Genomic DNA, 21569 nt, shown 5'->3' on the forward strand with positions numbered 1-21569 from the left:
ATCAAGCAGTCAGACGGTGCGCGTCTTGCGCGATGACCAGCTCTTCGTTTGTTGGGATAACGAGAGCAGGGCGGGTGCCTTCTTTGTTGATGAAGCCAGACTTGCCGAAGCGGGCAGCCAGGTTACGCTCGTGATCAACCTCAAAGCCCAGAACGCCCAGTTTGCCCAAGGACAGTTCGCGAACCATTGCCGCGTTCTCACCGATACCACCGGTGAAGACAACAGCGTCAAGACGGCCATCCATCAGCGCAGTGTAAGAGCCGATGTATTTCGCCAGACGGTGGCAGTAAACGTCCATTGCACGTTTAGCGTCTTCTTTCTCTGCGTAGTTGTCTTCAACGTAACGGCAGTCGCTGGTGACTTCGGTCAGACCCAGCAGGCCAGACTCTTTGGTCAGCATTTTGTTGATCTGGTCAACGCTCATGCCCAGGGTGTCGTGCAGGTGGAAGATGATCGCCGGGTCGATGTCACCGGAACGCGTACCCATCACCAGACCTTCCAGCGGGGTCAGACCCATGGAGGTATCAACACATTTACCGTTGCGGATTGCAGAAACGGAACCACCGTTGCCCAGGTGGCAAGTGATGATGTTCACTTCTTCAACCGGTTTGTTCAGCACTTTTGCCGCTTCCTGAGTTACATAGAAGTGGCTGGTGCCGTGCGCGCCATAGCGACGAACACCGTGCTCTTTGTAGAGGCTGTATGGCAGGGCATAGAGGTAAGACTCTTCCGGCATGGTCTGATGGAACGCGGTGTCAAACACGGCCACGTTTTTGTCTTTCAGATTCGGGAAGGATTTCAGCGCTTCAGCGATACCGATCAGGTGCGCCGGGTTGTGCAGCGGTGCAAAAGATGCAGAGTCTTTGATGCCCTGGATAACAGAGTCGTCAATCACGACGGAACTGGTGTATTTCTCGCCACCATGGACGATACGGTGACCAATCGCAGTCAGCTGAGCAGACAGTTCTGGTTTTTGTGCCAGAATAGTGTTAACGATAAAGTTCAGCGCTTCACTGTGAGCGGCGCCTGCACCTAAAGCCGCTTCTTGTTTGCTGCCGTCCATCTTCCACTTGATACGTGCTTCAGGCAGATGGAAACATTCGGCCAAACCAGAGAGGTACTCGTCACCGTTGAGCGCATCGATGATGGCGAATTTCAGTGAGGAGCTACCGCAGTTCAGAACCAGTACTAACTTACTCGACATGGAAGTACCTATAATTGATACGTGGCTAAAAAAACGTCAAAGAGTCTAAAAGCGTAACGCATGCTGACCCAGACATTTATGATTAACATCATGCCAAACGAACATTCTGGCAGGATGGAAGAAATACCTATGATTTTAAGCCATTTTGAACATTTTTCAGACAATGGCATAATATGCGATAATTTGACGAGTTAACGATTCTCGTCTACGGCCCTATCAGGCTGGCACAGGATACCCGATACGGGGTAGTGATGACAAAATATTTTGAACGTTGTCATAGCTTGTTGTGGTTTTGCACGAAAATTTTAATTTTTATATGTGAAGTTGAGGTATGCCATGTCGACACCTGAGATCCCGTCCGTGAATTTTTTTAGTCTGTTTCGTCGGGGACAGCATTACGCGAAGACGTGGCCGATGGAAAAACGCCTTGCGCCCATGTTCATTGAGAATCGCACAATCCGCGCCACGCGCTACGCGATTCGCTTCATGCCTCCTGTCGCTATTTTTACCCTCTGCTGGCAAATTGCGCTGGGCGGACAGCTCGGCCCTGCCGTGGCGACGGCGCTTTTTGCGTTGAGCTTGCCGATGCAGGGGCTGTGGTGGTTAGGTAAGCGTTCAATCACACCTCTGCCGCCTTCTATTTTACACTGGTTTTATGATGTTCGCGGGAAACTGGAAGAAGCCGGTCAGGCGCTCGCTCCGGTTGAAGGCAAGCCCGATTATCAGGCGCTGGCTGACACGCTTAAGCGAGCTTTTAAGCAACTTGATAAAACATTCCTCGATGATTTGTGATTGATCATCGAAACGACTAATAAAAGAAGGCACAGTAACACACCGTTACCGTGTCTTTTTTTTCAAGTGCCATGCGCTACAGGAGTCGAAAGATGGAAATGACCCATGCTCAACGTCTGATTTTGTCCAACCAGTACAAAATGATGACTATGCTTGATCCCGATAACGCTGAGCGCTACAGCCGCCTGCAGACCATCGTCGAACGCGGCTTTGGTTTGCAGATGCGTGAACTGGACCGCGAGTTTGGCGAGCTGAAAGAAGAAACCTGCCGCATCGTGATCGACATTATGGAGATGTACCACGCGCTTCATGTGTCCTGGACCAACCTGAAAGATCAGCAGTCCATTGACGAGCGCCGCGTCACTTTCTTAGGCTTTGATGCTGCGACGGAAGCGCGCTATCTGAGCTACGTCCGCTTTATGGTGAATACAGAAGGGCGTTATACGCACTTTGATGCGGGCACCCACGGCTTTAACGCGCAGACCCCTATGTGGGAAAAATACCAGCGCATGCTGAGCGCATGGCACGCCTGCCCGCGCCAGTACCACTTAAGCAGCAACGAAATCCAACAAATCATTAATGCCTGACGGAGGTGCGTGTGCAGTGTAGAGGTTTTCTGTTTGATCTGGACGGTACGCTGGTGGATTCGCTACCGGTTGTAGAGCGTTCATGGTGCCATTGGGCGGACAGACATGGCATCGACCATCAGGACGTGCTGAATTTTATCCACGGCAAACAGGCCATAACCTCGCTCCGCCATTTTCTGGCGGGACGCTCTGAGGACGAAATTCAGGCAGAGTTTAAATATCTGGAACACATTGAAGCCACCGATACGGACGGCATTACTGCGTTACCCGGTGCTCGTGAACTGCTTGAGCATTTGAATGAAGCGGAAATTCCGTGGGCCATTGTCACCTCCGGCTCGGTTCCCGTGGCTCACGCTCGTCATAAGGCGGCGGGTTTACCCACGCCGGACGTGTTCATTACCGCTGAGCGCGTGAAACGCGGCAAACCGGAGCCTGATGCCTTTTTGCTGGGTGCAGAACTGCTGGGCATCCCCCCGGCGGAGTGCGTGGTGGTGGAAGATGCGGCAGCGGGCGTGCTGGCCGGATTGAACGCCGGCAGCCACGTTATTGCCGTCAACGTTCCGGCCGATTCTCCCCGGCTGGACGAGGCGGACTTTGTGCTCAATACGCTGACCGCGCTTGATATCGCTAAGGCGCCAGACGGTATTGTAACCGTCTCGCTAAAAGTGTAATCCCATGATTTAGCCCCACGCTGCTGGGGCTTTTTATGGCACAATTTCGCATCTCTCTCTGACAAGGACATGTTGTGAACGGTGAACTGATCTGGGTGCTCAGCCTGCTTTTAATCGCCATCATTCTGTTTGCTACAGGCAAAGTGCGCATGGATGCCGTCGCTTTGTTTGTTATCGTTGCGTTTGCGCTGAGCGGTACGCTCACGCTGCCGGAAGCCTTCTCGGGGTTTAGCGATCCCAACGTCATTCTGATTGCCGCGCTGTTTATTATCGGCGACGGGCTGGTGCGCACCGGCGTGGCGACCCTCGTGGGGGCATGGCTGGTGAGGGTGGCTGGCAACAGCGAAACCAAAATGCTGATCTACCTCATGCTAACGGTCGCCGGGCTGGGAGCCTTTATGAGCTCGACGGGCGTCGTTGCCATCTTTATCCCGGTGGTGTTGAGCGTCTCCATGCGGATGCAAACCTCACCGTCGCGCCTGATGATGCCCCTGAGCTTTGCTGGGCTCATCAGCGGCATGATGACCCTGGTGGCCACGCCGCCAAACCTGGTGGTCAACAGCGAGCTGATACGTGAAGGGCTGGAGGGCTTTAGCTTCTTCAGCGTCACCCCGCTTGGGCTGGTCATTTTGTTGATGGGTGTGGTGTATATGCTGCTGACTCGTTTCGCCCTGAAAGGCGAGAAGCAGGATAAAACTAAAGATGGCTGGAAACGACGCACCTTCCGCGATCTGATCAAAGAGTACCGTCTGGCCGGCCGCGCCCGCCGTCTAGCTATTCGTCCCGGTTCGCCAATGGTCGGCCAGCGCCTGGATGACCTGAAGCTGCGCGAACGGTATGGCGCGAACGTGATCGGCGTGGAGCGCTGGCGTCGCTTTCGCCGGGTCATCGTCAACGTGAACGGGGTGTCCGAATTCCGGGCGCGTGACGTTCTGCTGATCGATATGTCCACCGCAGAGGTCGATCTGCGTGAGTTTTGCAGTGAGCAGCTGCTGGAGCCGATGGTGCTACGCGGAGAGTATTTCTCCGACCAGGCGCTGGATGTGGGTATGGCGGAAGTGTCGCTGATCCCGGAATCGGAATTGTTGGGCAAAACCGTGCGTGAAATGGGGTTCCGTACCCGCTACGGCCTTAATGTCGTCGGCCTGAAGCGTGATGGCGTGGCGATGGAAGGGGCCGTGGTGGATGAGCCTATCCTGCTGGGCGATATTTTTCTCGTGGTGGGTAACTGGAAGCTTATCAGCCAACTCGGCCAAAAAGGCCGCGATTTTGTGGTACTCAACATGCCCGTTGAGGAGAGCGATGCCTCTCCGGCCCACAGCCAGGCGCCTCACGCCATTTTTTGTCTGGTGCTGATGGTGGCACTAATGCTCACCGACGAGATCCCGAACCCGGTGGCGGCGATTATTGCCTGCCTGTTAATGGGCAAGTTTCGCTGTATTGATGCCGAGAGCGCCTATAAAGCAATTCACTGGCCAAGCATCATTTTGATTGTCGGGATGATGCCATTCGCCCTTGCCCTGCAAAAAACCGGTGGGGTGGATTTAGTGGTTAAAGGGCTCATGGACATCGGCGGGGGATACGGTCCGTATATGATGATGGTGTGCCTGTTCGTGATGTGCGCCACGATAGGGCTGTTCATTTCCAATACCGCCACGGCGGTGCTGATGGCGCCCATTGCACTGGCGATGGCGAAATCGATGGGCGTGTCGCCGTACCCCTTTGCGATGATGGTGGCGATGGCGGCCTCTGCGGCGTTTATGACGCCGGTCTCTTCGCCGGTTAACACGCTGGTACTGGGGCCGGGGAATTACCGCTTTAGCGATTTCGTGAAGATTGGCGTACCGTTCACCATACTGGTGATGCTGGTATGTGTGGTGCTGATTCCGGTGTTATTCCCGTTTTAGCGTGAGCGCAGAAACGTTGGCCGGGTAAGGCGAAGCCGCCACCCGGCGAAAAATTACAACGGAGAATCCTGGCTGATCTCATCCAGCGATAAATGGAAGCTCGGCACAAACACCTGCATAAAATAATCCATCTCTTCGCTGCGGCGGGAGTCCAGCGTCTTCTCCAGACGCGTTTTGGCCAGTAAAAATTCGTTATTCCCCGCGGACAACTCTTCCAGACATTTCAGATAGGCACACAGCGCGTCCGCCTGCTTCACCAGTGACTTTTCCTCTTCCGTATACTGATGTTCGTCAATCAGCGGCTCAAAGACGTCACGTAGCTCTTCCGGAACCATCTCAATCAGCTTTTGCTGGGCAATCTTCTCAATGGCCTTATATTCCTGTGCAATCTGCGAGTTGAAGTATTTCACCGGCGTGGGGAGATCCCCGGTCAGCACTTCGGACGCATCGTGATACATCGCCAGCAGCGCGATACGTTCCGCATTGACCTGACCGTTGAATTTGCGGTTTTTAATGGCCGCAAGGGCATGCGCGACCATTGCAACCTGCAGACTATGTTCTGAGACATTTTCGGTGCGCACATTGCGCATCAAAGGCCAGCGGTTGATGAGTTTCAGGCGGGAGAGGTGGGCAAAAAAATGACTCTGACTCATAGGTTACCTTTTGTCTTCACTGCGACAGACTTCATTGTGCGGGGAGGGGAGGGAAGATGCAAATTTGCGGATTTTGAAGGCCGGGTTAGCGTAGCGCCACCCGGCAGAATGATTGTGTTACTGGTGGTAGCCGGAGAGGAATCGCCCGAAGCGGCTGATGGCCATTTCGAGGTCGTCTTCGCGCGGCAACGTCACGATACGAACGTGATCCGGCCATGGCCAGTTAAAGGCCGTGCCCTGAACCAGCAGCACTTTTTCCTGCAGCAGGAAATCAAGCACCATTTTTTGGTCATCGTGAATGTTGAAGCGCTTCGCGTCGATTTTCGGGAACATGTAAAGCGCACCGTTAGGCTTCACGCATGAGACGCCAGGGATGTCGTTGATCAGCTCCCAGGCGCGGTTACGCTGTTCGTACAGGCGGCCGCCGGGCACGATGAACTCGCTGATGCTCTGATAACCGCCCAGCGCCGTCTGGATCGCGTGCTGGGCCGGAACGTTGGCACACAAACGCATGGAAGCCAGCATCTCCAGCCCTTCAATGTAACCTTTCGCATGTTTTTTCGGACCGTTGAGGACCATCCAGCCCTGGCGGAAACCGGCCACACGGTAAGTTTTAGACAGGCCGTTAAAGGTGACGGTCAGCAGGTCTGGCGCCAGCGCGGCGATAGAGTGGTGCTGCGCGGCGTCATACAGGATCTTGTCGTAAATTTCATCAGCGAAGATGATCAGGTTATGCTGACGGGCGATCTCCACGATCTCCATCAGCAGCGCTTTAGAGTAGACGGCACCCGTCGGGTTGTTCGGGTTAATAATCACGATGCCGCGCGTACGCGGGGTGATTTTTGCACGAATATCATCGAGGTCCGGGAACCAGTCAGAGGATTCGTCGCAGAGATAGTGCACCGCCTTACCGCTGGAGAGTGATACGGCCGCCGTCCACAGCGGGTAATCCGGGGCGGGTACCAGCATTTCGTCGCCGCTGTTCAGCAATGCCTGCATGGCCTGCACGATCAGCTCAGAGACGCCGTTGCCGATATAAATATCCTCAACGGTAACGTCACGCATACCGCGTGCCTGGTAGTGCTGCATAATGGCTTTGCGTGCGGAGTAGAGTCCTTTTGAATCACAATAGCCTTGTGCAGTAGGCAGGTTGCGGATCACATCAACCAGGATTTCATCCGGCGCTTCAAAACCAAACGGCGCAGGGTTACCAATGTTGAGTTTCAGAACCTTATTGCCTTCTTCTTCCAGGCGTTTTGCCTCTTTGAGAACCGGGCCACGGATGTCGTAACAGACGTTATCTAGCTTGCTGGATTTTTCGATAGGGGACATGAACCTTTAACCTTTTCGCTATTATTGCCGCTCCCTGCCGTGGAAGTCAGCACGGAACAATGTACTCCCCCCTCGCTTCGTTTTGAAGGGTAAACAGAAGAAGATTTTGTGCAATAGAAAAAATTCTGTTGAATCTCTTTCGCTGCCTGCGTTGAAATTTTCTGGTCTAAAGTTATGCATGAAAGCGTTTTATTAGGTTAATTGTGCTGTTAATTTTAATCTTTGTTGCATATTGTGCTATTAAAAATAAAATAGCGGCCAGGGTTAAGGCGGAAGTTTACCTGAGTGACTTTTCGTAAAATCTGAGTGCTTCAATAGATCACGCTGTAATAGCAGGCTTTGGTTAAAAGTTGCTCATGTGAAATTAATGTTAAGTGTTATTAATGATTGGCCTTAATCTAAATTAAAATTTATTTATTATTAACCTACAAAATGCAACTTTAGTTAATTTTAATAAAATTAGTTTAGAAGCCTAACAACAACCTTTAATCCTGAATATTGCGATAAGACTTATAAATAAAGTGGATTTGAGTTAAGATGTCTTTAAGGAAAGCAGAGGAAAGACGTATGTGATTTGTATATCTTGCCCTGATTTTCTGAATTAATTGATTGTTATTGTTGGAGTTATCTCTGGCTGGCGTGTGCAAAGCACAACCTGCAACGTTGACAGCGCTGCGATAAAGATGGCAGAAAAGGTGTCATTACCTTTAATGTAATTTACATTAACCTGCGATCATCTAAATATCCTGAACGTTTAAGAGAATAAAAATAACGTCATGAAACGTGCTTTCTGACTGTTGATATATACACTAAAGCAGCACAATAACTATCTGTCAGGCAGTCTGCCGGGCCGGGATGCGAGGGAAAACTCCAGAAGGAATTGCTTAACTGTTACACACAGCTTCAACCCGGGCAGCTCCGCACGAGCAACCTGAAAGTGAATAGATATGATAAATGCAAATCGTCCGATAATGAATCTCGACCTCGATCTGCTGAGAACGTTTGTTGCGGTCGCAGACCTCAACACTTTTGCAGCAGCTGCTGCCGCAGTTTGCCGAACCCAGTCCGCCGTCAGTCAGCAAATGCAGCGTCTGGAACAACTGGTTGGTAAAGAGCTTTTTGCCCGTCATGGCCGTAATAAGCTCTTAACGGAACACGGTATTCAGCTACTGGGTTATGCCAGGAAAATACTTCGCTTTAATGACGAAGCATGTATGTCATTAATGTTTAGCAACCTTCAGGGTGTGCTAACGTTAGGTGCATCTGATGAGTCAGCGGATACTATATTGCCGTTCCTTCTTAATCGAATCAGTTCGGTTTATCCGAAGCTTGCGCTGGATGTTAGCGTGAAGCGTAATGCTTTTATGATTGAGATGTTAAAAGAGAACGAGGTTGACCTCGTGGTCACTACGCATCGTCCCGGCCAATTTAATTGCCTGACGCTGCGAACGTCTCCTACGCACTGGTATTGCGCGGCGGAATATGTGCTTCAGCAAGGCGAGCCTGTTCCACTGGTCTTACTGGACGATCCTAGCCCATTCCGCGATATGGTGCTGGCGGCGCTCAACGAGGCCAACATTCCGTGGCGACTGGCGTATGTGGCCTCCACATTGCCTGCCGTTCGCGCAGCGGTCAAAGCCGGCCTTGGCGTAACGGCGCGTCCGGTGGAGATGATGAGCCCGGATCTGCGGGTGCTGGGAAAATCCGATGGACTCCCTTCGCTGCCGGATACGGAGTATCTGCTGTGCCACAACACGTCCAGTAACAACGAGCTGGCGAAAGTGGTGTTCGAAGCAATGGAGAACTACCATAACCCGTGGCAGTTCGAGCATGTTACCCACGAAGGGGGGGATGACTCCCTGATCGTTGAAGGTGACTTTGAGTGATCGAGAGCTCAAAATTCTGGTAACAAAATGTAAGTGTAAAAAAATGCCACTCGCGCGATTTTCGCATGGAGTGGCTTTTTTTTTGCACAAATTCTCTCCGCTAATGAGAGTGAAATGAAAAGAGTTCTTAATTATCAATAAGTAAAATACAGTCGATTAAAGTCTGAACAAATTCTTTTCTCACTTCCTTCCCGCGCCCGGCATGTTAATAAAACAGGAAAGATGTTGCCGTTTTACCGGTTGAATTAACAAAAGCGTGTCTCAGATCAAGAAAATACTCCCATTTAGGGGGAGGAATCGTTGGCAAATCCTGTCAAAATAGGAGGGTTATTTTTTTTACTTCCAAAACGGACACGATTCAACAACATGCATTTGACGAAAAGTCAGGTAACCACCAGGGTTAAAGGGCACCAAATGTTAATGAGAATCGCTCGATGTAATTTAATGTGAAGAAACCTTTGTTAAAGTTGACAATAGGTTATAGAAAGGAGTAAAAAACCCCATCATTTTGCTGTCTACGTCTCATTTCTGACAGTTAGTGTAAGGTTATTTGTTCCTCCCCATGAATCGATGTGATGCCCATCTGCCAGCAAGAGCAGTGTCGTTGGTATCACTTTTGATGAGTAAGCAATGAGTATGTCAACATCCACAGAAGTCATCGCTCATCACTGGGCATTCGCAATCTTTCTTATTGTAGCCATTGGCCTGTGCTGCCTGATGTTAGTCGGCGGCTGGTTCCTGGGCGGTCGCGCCCGCGCAAGGCACAAAAACACCCCTTTCGAATCAGGTATTGATTCAGTAGGTTCCGCTCGCTTACGCCTGTCTGCCAAGTTCTATCTGGTAGCCATGTTCTTCGTCATCTTTGACGTGGAAGCGCTTTACCTTTTCGCATGGTCGACCTCCATCCGCGAAAGTGGTTGGGTAGGCTTTGTCGAGGCCGCAATTTTCATTTTAGTGCTACTGGCCGGTCTGGTTTATCTGGTGCGTATTGGCGCGCTTGACTGGACGCCTGCGCGTTCACGTCGTGAACACATCAACCCGGAAAACAGTATCTCTAATCGTCAGCAGTAACAGCGAGGCAATAAGATGGATTATACGCTCACCCGCATAGATCCTAACGGTGAGAATGACCGTTACCCCCTGCAAAAACAGGAGATCGTAACCGACCCCCTGGAGCAAGAAGTCAATAAAAGCGTGTACATGGGCAAGCTCGAACATGCCATGCACGATATGGTCAACTGGGGTCGTAAGAACTCCATCTGGCCATACAACTTTGGCCTTTCCTGCTGCTACGTTGAAATGGTGACGTCATTCACTGCGGTGCATGACGTTGCGCGTTTTGGGGCAGAGGTACTGCGTGCATCCCCACGTCAGGCTGACCTGATGGTGGTGGCCGGTACGTGCTTTACCAAGATGGCACCGGTTATTCAGCGTCTTTATGACCAGATGCTGGAGCCAAAATGGGTTATCTCCATGGGCGCATGTGCAAACTCTGGCGGTATGTACGACATTTATTCCGTTGTGCAGGGCGTAGATAAGTTTATTCCAGTGGATGTATACATCCCGGGTTGCCCGCCACGTCCGGAAGCTTACATGCAAGCGCTGATGCTGCTGCAGGAGTCTATCGGTAAAGAACGCCGCCCGCTGTCGTGGGTTGTTGGCGATCAGGGTGTCTATCGCGCGAACATGCAGTCTGAGCGCGAGCGTAAACGTGGTGAACGTATTGCCGTCACCAACCTGCGTACGCCTGACGAAATTTAATTTGCGCCTGTGGGCCTGGAGAACACCTTCGCATATCACTACTCAAATAGCGCGAAGCCAGGCTTAACAGTCACCACGGACCATTTGCAATGGTGAACAATATGACCGACTTAACCGCGCAAGAAGCCGCCTGGCAGACCCGGGATCATCTGGATGACCCCGTCATTGGCGAACTGCGCAACCGTTTTGGGCCGGATGCCTTTACTGTTCAGGCGACCCGCACCGGGGTACCCGTTGTTTGGGTGAAGCGTGAACAATTGCTGGAAGTTGTCGATTTCCTCAAGAAATTGCCAAAACCTTACGTCATGCTGTTTGACTTACACGGCATGGATGAACGTCTGCGCACGCACCGCCAGGGTCTCCCTGCTGCGGATTTTTCCGTTTTCTACCACCTGATCTCAATAGACCGCAATACGGATATCATGCTCAAGGTGGCATTGTCTGAAAACGACATGCATCTGCCGACGCTCACAAAACTTTTCCCGAACGCCAACTGGTACGAGCGTGAAACCTGGGAAATGTTCGGTATGACCTTCGACGGCCACCCGCATCTGACGCGCATCATGATGCCGCAGACCTGGACCGGCCACCCGCTGCGTAAAGACTACCCGGCACGTGCGACTGAATTCGATCCGTTTGAGCTGACCAAAGCCAAGCAGGATCTGGAGATGGAAGCGCTGACCTTCAAGCCGGAAGATTGGGGCATGAAGCGCGGTACCGAAAACGAGGACTTCATGTTCCTCAACCTCGGTCCAAACCACCCGTCTGCGCACGGTGCATTTCGTATTATTCTTCAGCTTGATGGCGAAGAGATTGTCGACTGCGTTCCGGATATCGGTTACCACCACCGTGGTGCTGAGAAAATGGGCGAGCGCCAGTCCTGGCACAGCTACATTCCGTATACCGACCGTATCGAGTACCTCGGCGGCTGCGTAAACGAAATGCCTTATGTGCTGGCCGTTGAGAAACTGGCAGGCATCACCGTGCCGGATCGCGTTAATGTGATTCGCGTTATGCTGTCAGAACTGTTCCGTATTAACAGCCACCTGCTGTACATCTCCACGTTCATTCAGGACGTTGGCGCGATGACCCCAGTCTTCTTCGCCTTTACCGACCGTCAGAAAATTTACGATCTGGTGGAAGCGATTACCGGTTTCCGTATGCACCCGGCCTGGTTCCGTATCGGCGGTGTGGCACACGATCTGCCGCGCGGCTGGGACCGTCTGCTGCGTGAATTCCTCGACTGGATGCCGAAACGTCTGGCCTCGTATGAGAAAGCCGCGCTGCGTAACTCCATCCTGAAAGGCCGTTCCCAGGGCGTTGCTGCCTACGGCGCGAAAGAGGCGCTGGAGTGGGGGACCACCGGTGCTGGCCTGCGTGCGACCGGTATTGATTTCGACGTGCGTAAAGCGCGTCCTTACTCTGGCTATGAGAACTTCGACTTTGAAGTCCCGGTTGGCGGCGGTGTTTCCGACTGCTATACCCGCGTGATGCTGAAAGTAGAAGAGTTGCGCCAGAGTCTGCGCATCCTTGAGCAGTGCCTCAACAACATGCCGGAAGGCCCGTTCAAGGCGGATCACCCGCTGACGACGCCGCCACCGAAAGAGCGCACGCTGCAACATATCGAAACCCTGATCACCCACTTCCTGCAGGTTTCCTGGGGCCCGGTCATGCCGGCACAAGAATCCTTCCAGATGATCGAAGCGACCAAGGGTATTAACAGTTACTACCTGACCAGTGACGGCAGCACCATGAGCTACCGTACCCGCGTGCGTACGCCGAGCTTTGCGCACCTGCAGCAGATCCCGTCCGCCATCCGCGGCAGTCTGGTCTCCGACCTGATTGTTTATCTGGGTAGTATCGATTTTGTTATGTCAGATGTGGACCGCTAATTATGCACGAGAATCAACAACCACAAACCGAGGCTTTTGAGCTGAGTGAAGCAGAGCGTGCCGCCATTGAGCACGAGATGCACCACTACGAAGACCCGCGTGCGGCGTCCATTGAAGCGCTGAAAATCGTACAGAAACAGCGTGGTTGGGTGCCGGATGGGGCGATCTATGCGATCGCAGAAGTGCTGGGTATCCCGGCCAGTGACGTAGAAGGCGTAGCCACGTTCTACAGCCAGATCTTCCGTCAGCCGGTGGGCCGCCATGTGATCCGCTACTGTGACAGCGTTGTCTGTCACATTACCGGTTATCAGGGCATTCAGGCTGCGATTGAGAAAAAACTCAATATCAAGCCGGGCCAGACCACGTTCGATGGTCGCTTTACTCTGCTGCCAACCTGCTGCCTGGGTAACTGCGACAAGGGGCCGACCATGATGATTGATGAGGATACTCACAGCCATCTGACGCCGGAAGCCATTCCTGACCTGCTGGAGCAGTACAAATGAAAACTGTAATTCGTACTGCTGAGACACATCCGCTGACCTGGCGTCTGCGCGATGACAAACAGCCGGTATGGCTCGACGAATACCAGAGCAAAAACGGCTATGCCGGGGCGCGTAAAGCCCTGGGCGGCATGGCGCCAGACGACATCGTTAATGCGGTGAAAGAGTCGGGTCTGAAAGGCCGCGGCGGCGCGGGCTTCTCCACCGGTCTGAAGTGGAGCCTGATGCCAAAAGATGAATCCATGAACATCCGTTACCTGCTGTGTAACGCGGATGAAATGGAGCCGGGTACCTATAAAGACCGTCTGCTGATGGAGCAACTGCCGCACCTGCTGGTGGAAGGCATGTTGATCTCCGCGTTCGCGCTGAAAGCGTACCGTGGTTACATCTTCCTGCGCGGTGAGTACATCGAAGCGGCGGAAAACCTGCGTCGCGCGATTGCCGAAGCGACCGAAGCGGGCCTGCTTGGCAAAAACATTCTCGGCACCGGGTTTGACTTCGAGCTGTTCGTGCACACCGGTGCAGGGCGTTATATCTGCGGTGAAGAGACCGCGCTGATTAACTCCCTGGAAGGCCGCCGTGCGAACCCGCGTTCCAAGCCGCCGTTCCCGGCAAGCTCCGGCGTGTGGGGTAAACCGACCTGTGTGAACAACGTCGAAACCCTGTGTAACGTTCCGGCTATCCTCGCCAACGGCGTGGAGTGGTATCAGGGCATCTCCTCAAGCAAAGATGCCGGTACCAAGCTGATGGGCTTCTCCGGCCGCGTGAAAAACCCTGGCGTCTGGGAACTGCCGTTCGGTACCACCGCCCGCGAAATTCTTGAAGACTACGCCGGTGGCATGCGCGATGGCCTGAAATTCAAAGCCTGGCAGCCGGGTGGGGCAGGGACAGACTTCCTGACCGAAGCCCACCTTGACCTGCCGATGGAATTCGAAAGCATTGGTAAAGCAGGTAGCCGTCTGGGTACGGCGCTGGCGATGGCCGTCGACCACGAGATCGGCATGGTCTCGCTGGTGCGTAACCTGGAAGAGTTCTTCGCCCGTGAGTCCTGCGGCTGGTGTACACCGTGCCGTGACGGTCTGCCGTGGAGCGTGAAGATCCTGCGTGCTATCGAACGCGGCGAAGGCCAGCCTGGTGATATCGAGACACTTGAGCAACTGTGTCGATTCTTAGGGCCGGGCAAAACCTTCTGTGCCCACGCACCGGGTGCCGTCGAGCCGCTGCAGAGCGCGATTAAATATTTCCGCGACGAATTCGAAGCAGGCATCAAGCAGCCGTTCAGCAATACCCATTCAATCAATGGTATTCAGCCGAACCTGCTGAAAGCACGCTGGTAAAAACAGAATTTTGATTAACGCTCGAAGCAATTCGAGACAACTGGAAGCATGCTAATGGCTACGATTCATGTAGACGGCAAAGAATACGAAGTCAACGGGGCGGACAACCTGCTGGAAGCTTGTCTGTCTCTTGGCCTCGATATTCCGTACTTTTGCTGGCATCCGGCGCTGGGCAGCGTCGGTGCTTGCCGCCAGTGTGCGGTGAAGCAATATCAAAACGCGGAAGACACGCGTGGTCGCCTGGTGATGTCCTGTATGACGCCAGCCACCGAAGGCACCTTTATTTCGATTGATGACGAAGAAGCAAAACAGTTCCGTGAAAGCGTTGTGGAATGGTTGATGACCAACCACCCGCACGACTGCCCGGTCTGTGAAGAGGGCGGCAACTGCCACCTTCAGGATATGACCGTAATGACCGGTCACAGCTTCCGTCGCTATCGCTTTACTAAACGTACTCACCGTAACCAGGATCTGGGGCCGTTCATCTCTCACGAAATGAACCGCTGCATCGCCTGCTACCGCTGCGTGCGTTACTACAAAGATTACGCAGACGGTCAGGATCTGGGTGTGTATGGCGCACATGACAACGTCTACTTCGGTCGTCCGGAAGACGGTACGCTTGAGAGCGAATTCTCCGGTAACCTGGTAGAAATCTGTCCGACCGGCGTATTCACCGATAAAACTCACTCCGAGCGTTACAACCGTAAGTGGGACATGCAGTTTGCACCAAGCATCTGCCAGCAGTGTTCGCTGGGCTGTAACACCAGCCCGGGTGAGCGCTACGGCGAACTGCGTCGTATCGAAAACCGTTACAACGGTACCGTAAACCATTACTTCCTGTGCGACCGCGGTCGTTTCGGCTATGGCTATGTAAACCTGAAAGACCGTCCGCGTCAGCCGGTTCAGCGCCGTGGCGACGACTTTATCACCCTGAACGCTGAACAGGCGATGCAGGGTGCGGCAGATATTCTGCGCCAGTCGAAGAAAGTGATCGGTATCGGCTCCCCGCGTGCCAGCATCGAAAGCAACTTCGCGCTGCGTGAGCTGGTGGGGGCGGAAAACTTCTACACCGGTATCGCTCAGGGCGAGCAGGAACGTCTGCAGCTGGTACTGAAAGTGCTGCGCGAAGGCGGTATTCATACCCCTGCGCTGCGCGAAATCGAATCGTATGATGCGGTTCTGGTGCTGGGCGAAGATCTGACGCAGACCGGCGCTCGCGCGGCTCTGGCGGTTCGCCAGGCGGTGAAGGGTAAAGCACGTGAAATGGCAGCGGCACAGAAAGTGGCTGACTGGCAGATTGCGGCAATCCTTAACATCGGCCAGCGCGCGAAGCATCCTCTGTTTGTGACGAACGTCGACAACACCCGTCTGGACGATATCGCCGCGTGGACCTACTGCGCGCCGGTTGAAGATCAGGCGCGTCTTGGCTTTGCCATTGCTCATGCGCTGGACAACAATTCTCCGGCCGTTGAACTGGATCGTGACCTGCAAAGCAAAGTCGACGTGATTGTTCAGGCGCTGGCGGGGGCGAAGAAACCACTGATTATCTCCGGGACAAACGCCGGTAGCGCCGAGATCATTCAGGCTGCAGCGAACGTCGCCAAAGCCCTGAAAGGCCGCGGTGCGGACGTTGGTGTCACCATGATTGCCCGTGCGGTGAACAGCATCGGTCTGGGTATGATTGGCGGCGGCTCGCTGGAAGAAGCGTTAAGCGAACTGGAGTCCGGTGCTGCTGACGCCGTTGTGGTGCTGGAAAATGACCTGCATCGCCATGCCTCTGCCGCGCGCGTTGACGCTGCGCTCTCTAAAGCACCGCTGGTGATGGTAATCGACCATCAGCGCACCGCGATTATGGATAAAGCGCACCTGGTGCTCTCTGCGGCAAGCTTCGCAGAAAGCGACGGTACGGTTATCAACAACGAAGGCCGCGCACAGCGTTTCTTCCAGGTTTATGACCCGGCGTACTACGACAGCAACACCGTGATGCTGGAAAGCTGGCGCTGGCTGCACTCCCTGCACAGCACCGTGCAAAGCCGTGAAGTGGACTGGACGCAGCTCGACCACGTTATCGATGCGGTAGTCGAAAAACTGCCTCAGCTGGCGGGCATTAAAGATGCTGCGCCTGAAGCGAGCTTCCGTATTCGCGGCCAGAAACTGGCGCGTGAACCGCACCGTTACAGTGGCCGTACCGCGATGCGTGCCAATATCAGCGTGCACGAACCGCGTCAGCCGCAGGATAAAGACACCATGTTCGCCTTCTCCATGGAAGGGAACAACCAGCCGTCTGCGCCGCGTTCACAGATCCCATTCGCATGGGCGCCGGGCTGGAACTCCCCGCAAGCGTGGAACAAGTTCCAGGCGGAAGTGGGCGGTTCACTGCGTCACGGCGATCCGGGCGTGCGTCTGATTGAGGCCTCCGAAACCGGTCTGGACTTCTTCATGACCGTTCCGGCGAGCTTCCAGGCGCAGGACGGTAGCTGGCGTATTGCGCCGTACTACCATCTGTTTGGTAGCGACGAGCTGTCCCAGCGTTCACCGGTATTCCAGCAGCGTATGCCGCAGCCGTACATCAAGCTCAACCCGGCAGACGCCGCGAAGCTTGGCGTTAACGCGGGTGCGAACATTGCCTTTAGCTACGAGGGCCAGACCATCAGCCTGCCGCTGGTTATCTCTGAAAGCCTGACAGCAGGGCAGGTCGGTCTGCCGATGGGTATGCCTGGCATCGCGCCGGTACTGGCGGGTGCGCGTCTTGATAACCTGCAGGAGGCAAAAGCATGAGTTGGTTAACGCCGGATCTTATCGACATCCTGCTGAGCATTCTGAAAGCGATTGTCATTCTGCTGGTGGTGGTCACCTGTGGTGCGTTCATGAGCTTTGGTGAACGTCGTCTGCTTGGTCTGTTCCAGAACCGTTATGGACCAAACCGCGTTGGCTGGGGGGGATCACTCCAACTGGTCGCGGACATGATCAAGATGTTCTTCAAAGAGGACTGGATCCCACGCTTCTCGGATCGCGTGATCTTTACGCTGGCACCGATGATCGCCTTCACCTCGCTGCTGCTGGCGTTTGCTATCGTTCCTGTCAGCCCGACCTGGGTGGTGGCTGACCTGAACATCGGCATTCTGTTCTTCCTGATGATGGCAGGTCTCGCGGTTTACGCGGTACTGTTCGCAGGCTGGTCCAGTAACAACAAATACTCGCTGCTGGGTGCGATGCGTGCTTCCGCGCAGACGCTGAGCTACGAAGTGTTCCTGGGGCTCTCCCTGATGGGCGTGGTGGCGCAGGCCGGTTCATTCAACATGACCGACATCGTTAACAACCAGGCCGACATCTGGAACGTTATCCCGCAGTTCTTTGGTTTTGTTACCTTTGCTATCGCGGGCGTGGCGGTGTGTCACCGTCACCCGTTTGACCAGCCAGAAGCCGAACAGGAACTGGCCGACGGTTACCACATTGAATATTCCGGTATGAAATTCGGTCTGTTCTTCGTGGGCGAGTACATCGGTATCGTCACCATTTCCGCGTTGATGGTAACGCTGTTCTTTGGTGGCTGGCATGGCCCGTTCTTACCGCCGTTCATCTGGTTCGCGCTGAAAACCGCGTTCTTCATGATGATGTTCATTTTGATTCGCGCAGCGTTACCGCGTCCGCGTTATGACCAGGTAATGTCCTTCGGCTGGAAAGTGTGCCTGCCGCTGACGCTCGTCAACTTGTTGGTAACGGCGGCTGTCATTCTCTGGCAGCAGCCATAAGGGGCTATAGACCATGACCTTAAAAGAATTACTGGTAGGCTTCGGTACCCAGGTACGCAGTATCTGGATGATCGGCCTGCACGCGTTTGCCAAACGCGAAACCCGGATGTACCCGGAAGAGCCGGTATATCTGCCGCCGCGCTACCGTGGCCGTATCGTGCTGACGCGCGACCCGGACGGTTCCGAGCGCTGCGTTGCCTGTAACCTGTGTGCGGTAGCGTGTCCGGTAGGCTGTATCTCTCTGCAGAAAGCAGAGACGGTAGACGGCCGCTGGTACCCTGAGTTCTTCCGCATCAACTTCTCACGCTGCATCTTCTGTGGTCTGTGTGAAGAAGCGTGCCCAACCACGGCGATTCAGCTCACCCCGGACTTCGAACTGGGTGAGTACAAGCGTCAGGACCTGGTGTACGAGAAAGAGGATCTGCTGATTTCCGGTCCGGGCAAATACCCGGAATATAACTTCTACCGGATGGCGGGTATGGCAATCGACGGCAAAGATAAGGGCGAAGCAGAGAACGAAGCCAAGCCTATCGACGTCAAGAGCCTGTTACCGTAAGGAGAGGGCAATGGAATTCGCTTTTTATATCTGTGGCCTTATCGCCATCCTGGCTACGCTACGAGTGATTACGCACACCAATCCGGTGCATGCGCTGCTGTACTTAATCATTTCGCTGCTGGCTATTTCCGGGGTGTTCTTTGCGCTCGGCGCGCACTTTGCCGGTGCGCTGGAAATCATCGTTTACGCCGGGGCCATCATGGTGCTGTTCGTCTTCGTGGTGATGATGCTGAACCTGGGCGGCTCTGAAATTGAGCAGGAACGTCAGTGGTTAAAACCGCAGGTGTGGATTGGCCCGGCAATTTTGTCGGCCATCATGCTGGTGGTGATTGTTTATGCCATTCTCGGCGTGAACGACCAGGGCATCGACGGGACGCCAATCGGCGCGAAAGAAGTGGGTATCACGCTGTTTGGCCCATACGTTCTGGCGGTTGAACTGGCCTCTATGCTGCTGCTGGCGGGTCTGGTTGTTGCCTTCCACGTTGGCCGCGAAGAGCGTGCTGGTGAGGTGCTGAGCAACCGCACTGACGACCGCGCGAAAAGAAAAACGGAGGAACGCGCATGATCCCCTTAACACATGGACTGATCCTCGCTGCGATTTTATTCGTTCTGGGCTTAACCGGTCTGGTTATACGCCGCAATCTGCTGTTTATGCTGATCGGTCTGGAAATCATGATTAACGCCTCCGCGTTGGCCTTCGTGGTCGCCGGAAGCTACTGGGGCCAGACCGATGGTCAGGTGATGTACATTCTCGCCATCAGCCTCGCGGCTGCCGAAGCGAGTATTGGCCTGGCGCTGTTGCTGCAGCTCCATCGTCGCCGCCAGAACCTGAACATCGATTCAGTAAGTGAGTTGCGTGGATGAACATGCTTGCCTTAACCATTATTTTTCCGCTGATTGGCTTCGTGCTGCTGGCGTTTTCTCGCGGCCGCTGGTCTGAGAATCTGTCTGCGACCGTCGGCATGGGATCTGTCGGTCTGGCTGCGCTGGTAACAGCGTATGCGGGTATCGATTTCTTCAACAACGGGCGTCAGGCCTTCAGCGTGCCGCTGTGGACCTGGATGTCGGTCGGTGATTTCAACATCGGTTTTAACCTGGTGCTGGATGGTCTCTCGCTGACCATGCTCTCCGTGGTGACCGGCGTGGGCTTCCTGATCCATATGTTCGCCTCCTGGTACATGCGCGGTGAAGAGGGCTACTCCCGCTTCTTCGCCTACACCAACCTGTTTATCGCCAGCATGGTGGTTCTGGTGCTGGCCGATAACCTGCTGCTGATGTATCTGGGCTGGGAAGGCGTGGGTCTCTGTTCGTACCTGCTGATCGGGTTCTACTACACCGATCCGAAGAATGGCGCAGCGGCCATGAAAGCGTTCGTCGTGACCCGTGTGGGTGACGTCTTCCTCGCGTTCGCGCTGTTCATTCTCTACAACGAACTGGGCACGCTGAACTTCCGCGAAATGGTGGAACTGGCGCCGGCACACTTCGCCGCAGGCAACAACATGCTGTGGTGGGCAACGCTGATGCTGCTTGGTGGTGCTGTGGGTAAATCTGCACAGCTGCCGTTGCAGACATGGCTGGCCGACGCGATGGCGGGTCCAACCCCTGTCTCTGCGCTGATCCACGCCGCGACCATGGTTACCGCCGGTGTGTACCTGATTGCGCGTACCCATGGCCTGTTCCTGATGACCCCGGAAATTCTGCATCTGGTGGGTATCGTCGGTGCGGTCACGCTGGTCCTGGCAGGCTTTGCTGCGCTGGTGCAGACCGACATCAAACGCGTTCTTGCTTATTCCACCATGAGCCAGATTGGCTACATGTTCCTGGCGCTGGGCGTTCAGGCGTGGGACGCGGCGATTTTCCACCTGATGACGCACGCGTTCTTTAAAGCGCTGCTGTTCCTCTCATCCGGTTCCGTGATCCTGGCCTGCCATCACGAGCAGAACATCTTCAAGATGGGCGGACTGCGTAAGTCCATCCCGCTGGTGTATGTCTGCTTCCTGGTGGGCGGCGCGGCGCTGGCGGCACTGCCGCTGATTACCGCGGGCTTCTTCAGTAAGGACGAAATCCTTGCCGGTGCCATGGCGAATGGTCATATCAATCTGATGGTTGCGGGTCTGGTCGGTGCGTTCATGACCTCCCTGTATACCTTCCGTATGATTTTCATCGTATTCCACGGTAAAGAACAAATTCACGCTCATGCAGGGAAGGGGATTACTCACCACCTGCCGCTGATTGTGCTGCTGGTCCTGTCCACCTTCGTTGGCGCGATGATTGTGCCGCCGCTGCAGGGTGTACTGCCAGACACCACCGAGCTTGAGCACGGCCGCGTTCTGACGCTTGAAATCACCTCTGGTGTGGTCGCTATCGCGGGTATCCTGATTGCTGCATGGCTGTGGCTGGGCAAACGCACGCTGGTGACAGCCGTTGCCAACAGTGCGCCAGGCCGCCTGCTGGGCACCTGGTGGTACAACGCGTGGGGCTTCGACTGGCTGTACGACATGATCTTCGTTAAGCCGTTCCTGGGCATTGCGTGGCTGCTGAAGCGCGACCCACTGAACAGCCTGATGAATATCCCGGCGATCCTCTCCCGCTTTGCAGGTAAAGGCCTGCTGTACAGCGAGAACGGTTACCTGCGCTGGTATGTGGCGTCCATGAGCATCGGTGCGGTTGTCGTGCTGGCGCTGCTGATGGTGTTGCGTTGATCGTAAAGTGAATTTTATTCGAATTCGTTGAAAATCA

The 21569-nt window shown here is 54.3% G+C and carries 19 protein-coding genes; 16 read left to right on the forward strand and 3 right to left on the reverse strand.

From position 1 onward, the window contains the following. Position 1: 1 nt before the first annotated feature. A complete protein-coding gene (ackA, locus tag APU11_RS16145) occupies positions 2-1204 on the reverse strand; it encodes an acetate kinase (RefSeq protein WP_013098115.1) in 1203 nt (400 codons plus the stop codon). A 336-nt stretch (positions 1205-1540) separates the two neighbouring features. On the opposite strand from ackA, the gene yfbV reads away from it, so the two are divergent. The 4 genes from yfbV (at position 1541) to APU11_RS16165 (ending at position 5161) form a co-directional block, all read left to right on the forward strand. Next, entirely contained in the window at positions 1541-1996 is a 456-nt protein-coding gene (gene yfbV, locus APU11_RS16150) for a terminus macrodomain insulation protein YfbV (RefSeq protein WP_020690637.1), read from the forward strand. 92 nt (positions 1997-2088) lie between these two features. Further along, the gene (locus tag APU11_RS16155) at positions 2089-2583 is read left to right on the forward strand and encodes a YfbU family protein (RefSeq protein ID WP_013098113.1); all 495 of its coding nucleotides are present in this window, start codon (positions 2089-2091) and stop codon (positions 2581-2583) included. A gap of 11 nt (positions 2584-2594) precedes the next feature. Then, a complete protein-coding gene (locus tag APU11_RS16160; protein ID WP_038420266.1) occupies positions 2595-3254 on the forward strand; it encodes a sugar phosphatase in 660 nt (219 codons plus the stop codon). A gap of 74 nt (positions 3255-3328) precedes the next feature. After that, the gene (locus tag APU11_RS16165) at positions 3329-5161 is read left to right on the forward strand and encodes an SLC13 family permease (RefSeq protein ID WP_020690639.1); all 1833 of its coding nucleotides are present in this window, start codon (positions 3329-3331) and stop codon (positions 5159-5161) included. Between the two features lie 53 nt (positions 5162-5214). On the opposite strand, the gene yfbR is transcribed toward APU11_RS16165, so the two are convergent. Both yfbR and alaA read right to left on the reverse strand, forming a co-directional pair. Further along, positions 5215-5814 carry a 5'-deoxynucleotidase gene (gene yfbR / locus APU11_RS16170; protein WP_038420264.1) on the reverse strand — a complete coding sequence of 200 codons (600 nt, stop codon included), beginning with the start codon at positions 5812-5814 and terminating at the stop codon, positions 5215-5217. Positions 5815-5931: 117 nt separating this feature from the next. After that, positions 5932-7146 (reverse strand): alanine transaminase AlaA, encoded by a 1215-nt coding sequence (gene alaA, locus APU11_RS16175; RefSeq protein ID WP_013098109.1) that lies wholly within the window; start codon positions 7144-7146, stop codon positions 5932-5934. A gap of 947 nt (positions 7147-8093) precedes the next feature. On the opposite strand from alaA, the gene lrhA reads away from it, so the two are divergent. From lrhA to nuoL, 12 genes are all read left to right on the forward strand, one after another. Beyond that, entirely contained in the window at positions 8094-9032 is a 939-nt protein-coding gene (gene lrhA, locus APU11_RS16180; RefSeq protein WP_028028060.1) for a transcriptional regulator LrhA, read from the forward strand. Between the two features lie 630 nt (positions 9033-9662). Then, on the forward strand, positions 9663-10103 hold the full coding sequence (nuoA, locus tag APU11_RS16185) for an NADH-quinone oxidoreductase subunit NuoA (RefSeq protein WP_014171000.1): 441 nt from the start codon (positions 9663-9665) through the stop codon (positions 10101-10103). 15 nt (positions 10104-10118) lie between these two features. After that, complete coding sequence (nuoB, locus tag APU11_RS16190) at positions 10119-10793, forward strand: NADH-quinone oxidoreductase subunit NuoB (RefSeq protein ID WP_003861482.1); 675 nt, start codon at positions 10119-10121, stop codon at positions 10791-10793. An 89-nt stretch (positions 10794-10882) separates the two neighbouring features. Further along, entirely contained in the window at positions 10883-12685 is a 1803-nt protein-coding gene (gene nuoC / locus APU11_RS16195; protein WP_013098106.1) for an NADH-quinone oxidoreductase subunit C/D, read from the forward strand. A 2-nt stretch (positions 12686-12687) separates the two neighbouring features. Then, on the forward strand, positions 12688-13188 hold the full coding sequence (gene nuoE / locus APU11_RS16200) for an NADH-quinone oxidoreductase subunit NuoE (RefSeq protein ID WP_003861486.1): 501 nt from the start codon (positions 12688-12690) through the stop codon (positions 13186-13188). Next, positions 13185-14522, forward strand: coding sequence for an NADH-quinone oxidoreductase subunit NuoF (gene nuoF / locus APU11_RS16205; protein WP_003861487.1), 1338 nt, complete (start codon positions 13185-13187; stop codon positions 14520-14522). Before nuoE ends, nuoF begins: the two co-directional genes overlap by 4 nt. Positions 14523-14576: 54 nt before the next feature. Then, positions 14577-17300: an NADH-quinone oxidoreductase subunit NuoG gene (gene nuoG / locus APU11_RS16210; protein WP_058651764.1), complete on the forward strand. Its 2724-nt coding sequence runs from the start codon at positions 14577-14579 to the stop codon at positions 17298-17300. Further along, positions 17297-18274 carry an NADH-quinone oxidoreductase subunit NuoH gene (gene nuoH / locus APU11_RS16215; protein ID WP_013098104.1) on the forward strand — a complete coding sequence of 326 codons (978 nt, stop codon included), beginning with the start codon at positions 17297-17299 and terminating at the stop codon, positions 18272-18274. The genes nuoG and nuoH overlap by 4 nt, the downstream gene beginning before the upstream one ends. A 13-nt stretch (positions 18275-18287) precedes the next feature. Beyond that, a complete protein-coding gene (nuoI, locus tag APU11_RS16220) occupies positions 18288-18830 on the forward strand; it encodes an NADH-quinone oxidoreductase subunit NuoI (protein ID WP_003861491.1) in 543 nt (180 codons plus the stop codon). Positions 18831-18840: 10 nt separating this feature from the next. Beyond that, positions 18841-19395, forward strand: a complete 555-nt coding sequence (nuoJ, locus tag APU11_RS16225; RefSeq protein ID WP_008500212.1) for an NADH-quinone oxidoreductase subunit J — start codon at positions 18841-18843, stop codon at positions 19393-19395. After that, entirely contained in the window at positions 19392-19694 is a 303-nt protein-coding gene (nuoK, locus tag APU11_RS16230) for an NADH-quinone oxidoreductase subunit NuoK (protein WP_003861496.1), read from the forward strand. Before nuoJ ends, nuoK begins: the two co-directional genes overlap by 4 nt. Continuing rightward, complete coding sequence (nuoL, locus tag APU11_RS16235) at positions 19691-21532, forward strand: NADH-quinone oxidoreductase subunit L (RefSeq protein WP_014832758.1); 1842 nt, start codon at positions 19691-19693, stop codon at positions 21530-21532. Before nuoK ends, nuoL begins: the two co-directional genes overlap by 4 nt. Positions 21533-21569: the final 37 nt, after the last annotated feature.

The organism is Enterobacter sp. 50793107, assembly GCF_001463365.1.
In the GTDB taxonomy this organism is placed as follows: Bacteria; Pseudomonadota; Gammaproteobacteria; order Enterobacterales; family Enterobacteriaceae; genus Enterobacter; species Enterobacter cloacae.